Source organism: Pantoea sp. ACRSC, from assembly GCF_022346785.1.
Classification (GTDB): Bacteria; Pseudomonadota; Gammaproteobacteria; order Enterobacterales; family Enterobacteriaceae; genus Pantoea; species Pantoea alvi.
On the sequence record NZ_JAKRNN010000021.1, the window covers coordinates 68,453 to 75,950 of the forward strand.

The window sequence follows — 7,498 nt, forward strand, 5'->3', positions numbered from 1 at the left end:
GAGCCTTCTCAGGCGGTTAGCTTGTTAATTGGCGACTCCTGGGCTAATAGGCTTTACGGTTTGCATAGTGCGCAGCTGCTGCAAGACGATTTCATTGCCTTTGCAGATGCAGCGGTTGCAAATTGCTACCTCTTCCGGGCCAGCGATGATTGTTTCGACATCGTCTTGCGATTTTCCGCAAAAATCGCAATGCCACTTGTTATTTTCTTTGCTCCTCAAAACCCACCTCCCCGCTTTTTGCCGCCTTTGTCGGAACGCGAATCACACTCGAATTGTGCCTTCATCGGCAGGTATACCGACCGGTGCACGAACGGGATAAATGCGTTGAAGAACTGGCGATACTGGTCGGCGCGCCAGCCGGTTGCTTCATCCACCATGTACTCGATTGGCGTCTTAGACATGCGTGGCAGTCCGATGCCGAACAGTCTTGTGAATTGCTCGACAAACTCCTTTTCCTCCAGGCATTTTTCAACCATGTGCATCAGCGCCGGATCTGTTGCCAGCGTCACCATGATGGTGCGGGGCATCTCTTGGGTTACTTGCGTCATGACGCTGCCCCCGGTGATTTCAGAACCGCACGAAGCATGGCGATCTTCTCGGCAAGATAAACTCGCTGGCTTGGTGTAATCGGTATTAATTCCGTCGGAAGGCAATCATTGCGGTCAGCACCAATTCGCGTAGCCATAAGGCTGATAAACCTGTCGGCTACCTGACGTGACACCCAGCTTTTCTCCAACAGATGTGATGCCCAATGCTTGATGGCTTCTGGTGTGTTGCAGTTCGACAGCAAAACTTCAAAGTGAGCCATAGAGTTACTTGGGTGAAGAACTTTGACGTATAGACCTTTGATAATTACTGACATCAAAAACCCCCTTTGCTTTTGGCTGGTGCCTGTCGCGAGTCGCGTTCTGCCCTTGCCGATTGCTGATCCATGTCGTAGATAGCGCCGTTTTTCTGCAGGCAGAATACGGTGCCGGTTTCTCCGTGGCGGTTCAGTCGCAAAATCAGCTCTGTCTCGCCTGCCGGAACGCTCTCGTCATAAGCGCCTTCACGGTGAATACCTACCCAGTAATCACAATCCTGTTCAATCTGGCCGGTATCGCGGGAATCGCTCGGAAGCGGTCGCTTGTTGACGCGCTTCTCCAGCTCACGGTTAAGCTGTGTCAGCAGCACAACGACGCAGCCAAGCTCTTTGGCAAGGTTCTTCAGCCCTTTCGTGATGAGCCCGTAAGCCAAGTCGTTACGGTCAGCCTTTTCCGCTGTCATCAGCGTCAGGTAATCGACCAGCACCATCCCTACCTCTCCCTTCTGGCGCTTCACCTTGCGGCACTCTGCAACGATGTGAGCCAGTGACAGGCCAGGAGTATCGTCGATGTACAGCAGGTCGGACTCACGTAGGCGGTTAGCGGTTTTGATGGCCTTATCGAAATCGCCGTCATAGTCGCCCTGGTAGGTATCGTCTGCGTCGTCAGTGGCCGGCATGTAGAAAATGCTCGGGTTAACGCCTGACTTCTGCCCTACCAGCTTCTCCAGAATCTGGTCAGCAGGCATCTCTAGGCTGAACATCAGCGCAGGCTTGTTCTCGCGGATGGCGCAGTTGATTGCCATCTGCCCGTAGAGCGTGGTCTTACCCATCTTCGGACGCGCGCCGATGACGAACAGCGAACCTTTGACCAGCCCTTTCGGTGCCAGCATGCGGTCAAGGGACGGGATGCCGGTGCTCATGCCGCGCTGCTCACCATTCGGATCGAAGCGCTTCTCGAGGTCGGCTACCCAGCTGTCCATGACGTCACCGAATGAGCGAAGACCGCGGCGGTTGCCCGTCTTGGCGTAGTCGCTGATTTGGGTTGTCAGGGCTGAGATAGATTCCAGCTTCTCGACGGCCGTCATGCTGTTGCGGCTGTAGAGCATCTCGGTTGCTTCGTTCAGCTTGCAGATGGCGTAGCGCTCCATCGCCTTGTCACGCACCACGGCGGCGTAGTGCACGAGGTTGGCAACTGACGGGGTGTTCTTCGTCAGCTCAGCCAGGTAGCTGAATCCGCCGTACTGCTTGTCGCTTGCCTCAAGAACGTCTGACAGGGTAAGCGGGTCAATCGGCTGGTTGCGTGCCAGCAGGTCTTTAATCGCGGTGAAGATGTTTGCGTGCGGGCCAGAGAAGAAACTTTCCGGCTTGAGCATCGCCATAACCTTCAGCGTTCTCTCATCGCCGCCATCAAGCATCAGGCCGCCAAGGACTGCTTGCTCAGCGTCGAGGCTGTGCGGAGGCATCAGGATGTTATCGGTCATCGCGTTCTCCTTCGCGGACTTGCGCATAAAGCTCTGCGCTCAGAATGTATTCGTAGTTGCGCTTCTGCCATGTCTTGCCGGTTGCCTGGTCAGAACGGGTTTCAAACATCCAGCGGCATGATGCGTGCAGGTAATTCAGGTACTGGCGGAATGCTTCCATGCCGAATGGCTGGTCATCACCGAACTGCTTAGCAATGGGTCGAGCCTCTCGCCAGAACTTCTGGATCAGCTGCCGGCGCTTTGGAGTTAATACATTCCATCCGCGTGCATCAGGCACACATTCTCGAAGTGCTTCCCATACTTCTTCGCAGGAAAGCCTTTGCTTCTGGTCAGCCTGTTTTGATGCGGAAGTTGCACACTCAATATCTTTAGATATTGAGTTATTAGTTAGTAATTCATTGTTTGTGGCACTTTGATGGCAATCTGTTGGCACAACCTCCTCGCTAGCCCTTGGTGTAAGCGGCATTGCGTTGGCACTCTGTTGGTAATCTGTTGGCACAAAATTGGGCTGATAATCGTCGTATTTTGTGACAGAAACACGGGTAAATTTCTTGTTGGAAATGCGGCTTATCATGCTCAGCTTTTCGAACTTGTTGAGCAGGTATTTAATCCGATCTCCAGTAATTCCAGTTTCCGATGCCAGAGTGTTTCGCCCCGTAATGAACTCCCCTCGGTTAACGAGGATTTCACCTAACTCAGTGTTGACCGATGCAGGCGCATGGTTAGCTGAGAGGATGATGTGGATCCAGAGGTGAACAGCTTCAGAATCCGTTCTGTAAAAGGGAAGCTCCTTGATTTTGCGGTGCAGCAAGGCATACCCCTTACCGCCATGATGCGGCGTCTCCTGGTTCTTTCTGGCCTCTCTCGCTCTGGCCAGACTGGCTACGTTACTCATTTGCCCTTCTCCTTCGCTTTGGCCTCTTCCAGAATGTGCTTTAGCTTCTCAGCTACCGTCGGGTTAAAGCCTTTGCAGAACTCGATGCGGGCAAGGTTTTTGCGCATTTCTGCCTGGCGTAAAACGTGTTTCATTGGTATAATCATCTCCGGGATATGCATCGTGGTTGTTGCCCCACCCTACGCCTCAAAGAGTTCATTGCTCTTTGGGGCGTTTCCTTTTGCGAGAAGCTGCGCCACCTGCCGGGCTAAATGAGCCATCTCGTCATCCACGACACCCCATTCCAGTACTGCCAGAAGCATCGAGAACTTCGGTATCCAGTCTCGTTTCCAGCGGCTTATCTGCGCCTTATCGACACCAACAGCAGCTGCTGTCTTTTCAGTGCCTAACAGGGCGATTTTGTTGAGCAAGGCGCTTTCAATGCGCAATGCCTCGTTGCGTTTCTTTGCATGATCCATTTCGTATGATTCCTTGGTGATAAGTTGTTGTTCAGACGTGACAAAGCCGCAGCTATTGCCACGAACGTTTTGTTGTTTCGTTTGAGTTAGTCGCCACGTTCTCGGTGGCTTCCGTAGGACTTCATGTCCGTTGTAAAAAGAGCGGTGTTGCTTAAGCGGCTCGAGAGCCGCGTTTCTTGCCGTACTGTAACCAGAGCGGGTCGCACTGGAGGGCTGCGGCAAGTTCAAACAAGAAGCGCGGGCGTTGTGTGGAACCTGCTTCAATTTGCTGTATTGATTGCTGCTTCATTCCAGCTTTCTCAGCTAATTGCGCCTGTGTCAGATTTAACTCCATGCGCTTCTGTTTGAGGCGTTGAGAAATTGTGTCCATTACTCACCTCCACAGTTTTATCTGTATTGTCTAACAGTTACTTCTGTTTGTCAAATACAGCTTTAACTGTGAGGATGTAAGGAAATGGAGAGGATGCTATGAGCCTTGCAGAACGAGTAAAGCAAAGAAGGGCCGAGTTGGGCCTAACTCAGGCTGAAGCCGCAGAAAGGGCTGGTATCAGGCAGCAGTCTTGGGCGAGTATTGAGGAAGGTAAAACATTAAAGCCGCGCAACATTGTGGGTATTGCTGAATCTCTTAGCTGTGATCCGTCATGGCTAGTTAATGGTGGTAACTTCCAGCCTGTTAGCGAGGTGAACACAAGGAGGATTCCATTGATCAGCTATGTACAAGCTGGAGAGATGGCTACTAAAGGCCCTATAGAAGCGCTTGATGGCTCGTGTGAGTACGTCATGACTGATATGGACTGGTCGCAATATACCTTTGCATTAAAGATTATAGGCGACTCTATGGAGCCTGATTTTAAGGCTGGCGATGTCATTATCGTCGATCCGGAAATAGAGCCTGCACCTGGAGAATTTGTTGTTGCGAAGAACGGCGAGCATGAAGCCACCTTTAAAAAGTACCGCCCAACTACTCTTGCAGAAGATGGCAGACAGCACTTTGAATTACTCCCCCTGAATGATGATTACCCAGTAATGCGCAGCATTGAAAAGCGCATCCAGATCATCGGTACCATGGTTGAGCACCGCATTTACCGCCGCAAAAGATAGCATACGCATCATCGGTAAGGTGGTTAAGGCCCAGTGGCCGGAAGAGACGTTTGGGTGATATTTCTGATAAGAGAGAGGTCGCAGAAATGCGGCCTTTTTGGTTAACGATGTCACCATTGGTAAACGGATTACCACAAATAGCTTGATTGGTTTGGTTAACGATGTCACCATTGGTAAACGGATTACCACTGGTAACCTAAGCTACCAGGAATGACATCGATAACCGAGAGCCACTAATGAAAAAATATGCTATCTGGAATAACAAAGGCGGGACCGGTAAAACAAGCCTGTCCTTTCAAGCTATTTGCCGCTATGCAGAAACGAATCCGTTACATCGAGTTCTTGTTATAGACGTATGCCCTCAAGCCAACCTTTCAGAATTATTCCTTGGAGGTTTAATCGGAAATGGCAGCGTAAATCTACTCACCAGGCACGATCTTACAAGCCGCTGCACTCTAGGTGGGTATTTCCAAATGAGACTTCCAACTCCGTATCAGAAGCCCAGATTCGATTCTCACGACTACCTCACACATCCCAAATCATTCAATGAAAATATCCCCAGCAATATTTCTCTGGTTTGTGGCGATCCACTTCTGGAGCTACAGGCTAATGCCATTAACACCCTAGCAAACCAACAAATACCGGGGACGAATGCTTGGGTTAGCATCATTGATTGGATAAATGATTTAATTGCTGGGCTTGATGGTGAGTATGATGTGCTGTTTGTAGACTGCAACCCTAGCTTTTCAATTTACACTCAGGTTGCCTTAGCTGCTGTCGATAAGCTCATCCTGCCAGTCATGGCTGACGACTCATCACGCAGGGCGATCCAAAACGCCTTCTCGTTGATTTACGGATTGAAACTACCATCTGACATTTACGCTTCCTATGCCTTTGCCAATAAATTAAATGCCGTGAACCGTCCATTACCGAAAGTGCATATGATCGCCAAAAATCGGCTTACACAGTATATGGGGCCCGCTTCTGCATATGCAGCAGTTCTTAATTCTATAGACAGCGACATACAGCAGCTACTGGTAAGCAACCCTGAAATATTCGACTTTACTGCCGTAGAGGAAGGGGTCGTCAATATCAAGGATTTCCAGACAACTGGTGTTGTTGCCTTCGCGAAAGGGTGCCCATTCTCAATTCTTCCAACTGGAAGCGTAAGAGTTATGAACAGGAGAGTTAAAGTTAATGGACCATACAAACAGTCATGCCTTGAAGCAATTGATAAAATGGTAGATAAACTTTAATGGGTGACCATAATCCCGGCCACCGCGCCGGGTTTTTTGTGCCCACCCCTAAAGCTATCTCCTGCCCTGCCGATAACACTAATGTCCAGAGAGACACGGCCTCAGGGCCGGAACAAGCTAATTGTCCGCATCACTCTTGCCCGCCGTGTGCGGGCTTTTTTTGCCGCTTACGCTTGCAGGTAAAAAAATATCGGCCAATAATGAAAGTGAAATATATCCATCACTTTGCTTGTTGCTCGACAAGTTACCGCCAGCGCTGGTCTGGCGGTTTTTTTTGCCCGCAATCCTGACCTGCACCGTCAGTGCGTCGTCGACAGCAGAGCCAGCGCCATCTGCACTACTATGTCATCTGCTTTATCAGCATAAAGACCTGTTATCTTCTCCTTTATTGCCAGATTAGTTATCGCCCGCCCCTCCCTCAGCAGCTCCATAGCCCCCCTACCAAGAACCTCTCCCACCTCAGGCATCATCTTCCTGTGCAAGTCAGCCACATCTTTGTTTCTCATGCCACCAACCTCCTCCTGTTAAGCCATGAAATCGTAGCACTGAGTCCAGCTTTGTGCGGGATTTTTGCGGCTGTAGAAAATTTATTTCCGTTTAAATACATATATATATGTATTTTCATATCAATTTTACAGTTTTATCTGTTGACGGTAATACAGTTTTATCTGTATCTTTAATCCATCAGCAGGACGCTGGCGCAGTACGAAACGGATAGCAGCTCTTTGTAACAACGAGCGGGAAGCTCTACGGAAGGTGCCGAGAACGCACCGAACTCTAACAGTGGTTACTGAGTGCATTGTTGCGACAGTGCAGCCAGTAACTAACCGGAGGATTTATGGCGAACATCGTCTATGGCAAATCACTTAACCCTGTTGGAAAAGATAACACGAAGTCACGTCGCAACGCTCGCCGGGCTGAAGAGGCTATTAAGGCGCGTGAGATTGAAGCGATTCTGGCGAGCGCATTTAGTCAGGGAGCGCCGCAGCGTCGCGTGGAACTGAGCCGCGCTGAGATTGCCTGCAAACGGCCGGCAGCTGACCGCGTAGTCAAGGCAGTAGAAACAGAGACGGAGTATCACAAGCAGATTATGGCGGGTGCGGCGGCATACGTTGAGCACCGCATCAGTACCAAATACCAGAAGGTCAGCAACGAGGCTGGCCGTCAGATTCACGCTGTGCAGAAGATGCGTGGCAAATCGATTCCACTTATCTAGCAGAGAGGTATTTTATGAATGATTTATGCGTATCGGCTACACAGCCTGTAGACAACAAACGGGCTGGAGAGAGTCACACGTCAAGGGCGCTAAAGAAAAGGTCAGACTCTAGGTCCAATAAAAAAGGACAATTTTCACTTTTTCAGATCAACACAGCAGCTGAGGATGAAGTGGTTTACTGAATTTGGCCACCTGAACAGAGGTGATATGCTCACCTCAGAACATTACAGGTGCCTCAATGAAAAAAAGAAATTTCAGCGCAGAGTTTAAACGCGAATCCGCTCAG

General features: G+C 50.1%; 12 protein-coding genes. 3 read left to right on the forward strand and 9 right to left on the reverse strand.

What is annotated here, in order from left to right; genetic code table 11:
• Positions 1-24 precede the first annotated feature (24 nt).
• The 8 genes from MHZ97_RS22480 to MHZ97_RS18030 form a co-directional block, all read right to left on the reverse strand.
• Positions 25-219 (reverse strand): ClpX C4-type zinc finger protein, encoded by a 195-nt coding sequence (locus MHZ97_RS22480; protein WP_375337774.1) that lies wholly within the window; start codon positions 217-219, stop codon positions 25-27.
• Positions 216-548, reverse strand: coding sequence for a hypothetical protein (locus tag MHZ97_RS18000; RefSeq protein WP_239315302.1), 333 nt, complete (start codon positions 546-548; stop codon positions 216-218). The genes MHZ97_RS22480 and MHZ97_RS18000 overlap by 4 nt, the downstream gene beginning before the upstream one ends.
• On the reverse strand, positions 545-862 hold the full coding sequence (locus tag MHZ97_RS18005; RefSeq protein ID WP_239315303.1) for a hypothetical protein: 318 nt from the start codon (positions 860-862) through the stop codon (positions 545-547). The genes MHZ97_RS18000 and MHZ97_RS18005 overlap by 4 nt, the downstream gene beginning before the upstream one ends.
• Complete coding sequence (locus tag MHZ97_RS18010) at positions 862-2,286, reverse strand: DnaB-like helicase C-terminal domain-containing protein (protein ID WP_239315304.1); 1,425 nt, start codon at positions 2,284-2,286, stop codon at positions 862-864. The genes MHZ97_RS18005 and MHZ97_RS18010 overlap by 1 nt, the downstream gene beginning before the upstream one ends.
• Positions 2,276-3,181, reverse strand: coding sequence for a DNA replication protein (locus tag MHZ97_RS18015; protein WP_239315305.1), 906 nt, complete (start codon positions 3,179-3,181; stop codon positions 2,276-2,278). Before MHZ97_RS18015 ends, MHZ97_RS18010 begins: the two co-directional genes overlap by 11 nt.
• Entirely contained in the window at positions 3,178-3,315 is a 138-nt protein-coding gene (locus MHZ97_RS18020) for a hypothetical protein (protein WP_239315306.1), read from the reverse strand. The genes MHZ97_RS18015 and MHZ97_RS18020 overlap by 4 nt, the downstream gene beginning before the upstream one ends.
• Before the next feature lie 45 nt (positions 3,316-3,360).
• Positions 3,361-3,639, reverse strand: coding sequence for a lambda phage CII family protein (locus tag MHZ97_RS18025; protein WP_033748108.1), 279 nt, complete (start codon positions 3,637-3,639; stop codon positions 3,361-3,363).
• Positions 3,640-3,790: 151 nt separating this feature from the next.
• Positions 3,791-4,009 (reverse strand): helix-turn-helix domain-containing protein, encoded by a 219-nt coding sequence (locus tag MHZ97_RS18030; RefSeq protein WP_239315307.1) that lies wholly within the window; start codon positions 4,007-4,009, stop codon positions 3,791-3,793.
• Between the two features lie 98 nt (positions 4,010-4,107).
• On the opposite strand from MHZ97_RS18030, the gene MHZ97_RS18035 reads away from it, so the two are divergent.
• Both MHZ97_RS18035 and MHZ97_RS18040 read left to right on the forward strand, forming a co-directional pair.
• Positions 4,108-4,740, forward strand: coding sequence for a LexA family transcriptional regulator (locus tag MHZ97_RS18035; protein ID WP_239315308.1), 633 nt, complete (start codon positions 4,108-4,110; stop codon positions 4,738-4,740).
• 236 nt (positions 4,741-4,976) lie between these two features.
• Positions 4,977-5,996, forward strand: a complete 1,020-nt coding sequence (locus MHZ97_RS18040; protein WP_239315309.1) for a ParA family protein — start codon at positions 4,977-4,979, stop codon at positions 5,994-5,996.
• Between the two features lie 299 nt (positions 5,997-6,295).
• On the opposite strand, the gene MHZ97_RS18045 is transcribed toward MHZ97_RS18040, so the two are convergent.
• Positions 6,296-6,502 carry a hypothetical protein gene (locus MHZ97_RS18045; RefSeq protein WP_239315310.1) on the reverse strand — a complete coding sequence of 69 codons (207 nt, stop codon included), beginning with the start codon at positions 6,500-6,502 and terminating at the stop codon, positions 6,296-6,298.
• 332 nt (positions 6,503-6,834) lie between these two features.
• Here MHZ97_RS18045 and MHZ97_RS18050 point away from each other — a divergent pair, with 332 nt between their 5' ends.
• Positions 6,835-7,212, forward strand: coding sequence for a hypothetical protein (locus MHZ97_RS18050; protein WP_239315311.1), 378 nt, complete (start codon positions 6,835-6,837; stop codon positions 7,210-7,212).
• The last annotated feature ends 286 nt before the right edge of the window (positions 7,213-7,498 follow it).

Coding starts and splice junctions, on each gene's coding strand:
- MHZ97_RS18000 (WP_239315302.1), bottom strand. CDS start 548: ATGACGCAAGTAACCCAAGAGATGCCCCGCACCATCATGGTGACGCTG.
- MHZ97_RS18005 (WP_239315303.1), bottom strand. CDS start 862: ATGTCAGTAATTATCAAAGGTCTATACGTCAAAGTTCTTCACCCAAGT.
- MHZ97_RS18010 (WP_239315304.1), bottom strand. CDS start 2,286: ATGACCGATAACATCCTGATGCCTCCGCACAGCCTCGACGCTGAGCAA.
- MHZ97_RS18015 (WP_239315305.1), bottom strand. CDS start 3,181: ATGAGTAACGTAGCCAGTCTGGCCAGAGCGAGAGAGGCCAGAAAGAAC.
- MHZ97_RS18020 (WP_239315306.1), bottom strand. CDS start 3,315: ATGAAACACGTTTTACGCCAGGCAGAAATGCGCAAAAACCTTGCCCGC.
- MHZ97_RS18025 (WP_033748108.1), bottom strand. CDS start 3,639: ATGGATCATGCAAAGAAACGCAACGAGGCATTGCGCATTGAAAGCGCC.
- MHZ97_RS18030 (WP_239315307.1), bottom strand. CDS start 4,009: ATGGACACAATTTCTCAACGCCTCAAACAGAAGCGCATGGAGTTAAAT.
- MHZ97_RS18035 (WP_239315308.1), top strand. CDS start 4,108: ATGAGCCTTGCAGAACGAGTAAAGCAAAGAAGGGCCGAGTTGGGCCTA.
- MHZ97_RS18040 (WP_239315309.1), top strand. CDS start 4,977: ATGAAAAAATATGCTATCTGGAATAACAAAGGCGGGACCGGTAAAACA.
- MHZ97_RS18045 (WP_239315310.1), bottom strand. CDS start 6,502: ATGAGAAACAAAGATGTGGCTGACTTGCACAGGAAGATGATGCCTGAG.
- MHZ97_RS18050 (WP_239315311.1), top strand. CDS start 6,835: ATGGCGAACATCGTCTATGGCAAATCACTTAACCCTGTTGGAAAAGAT.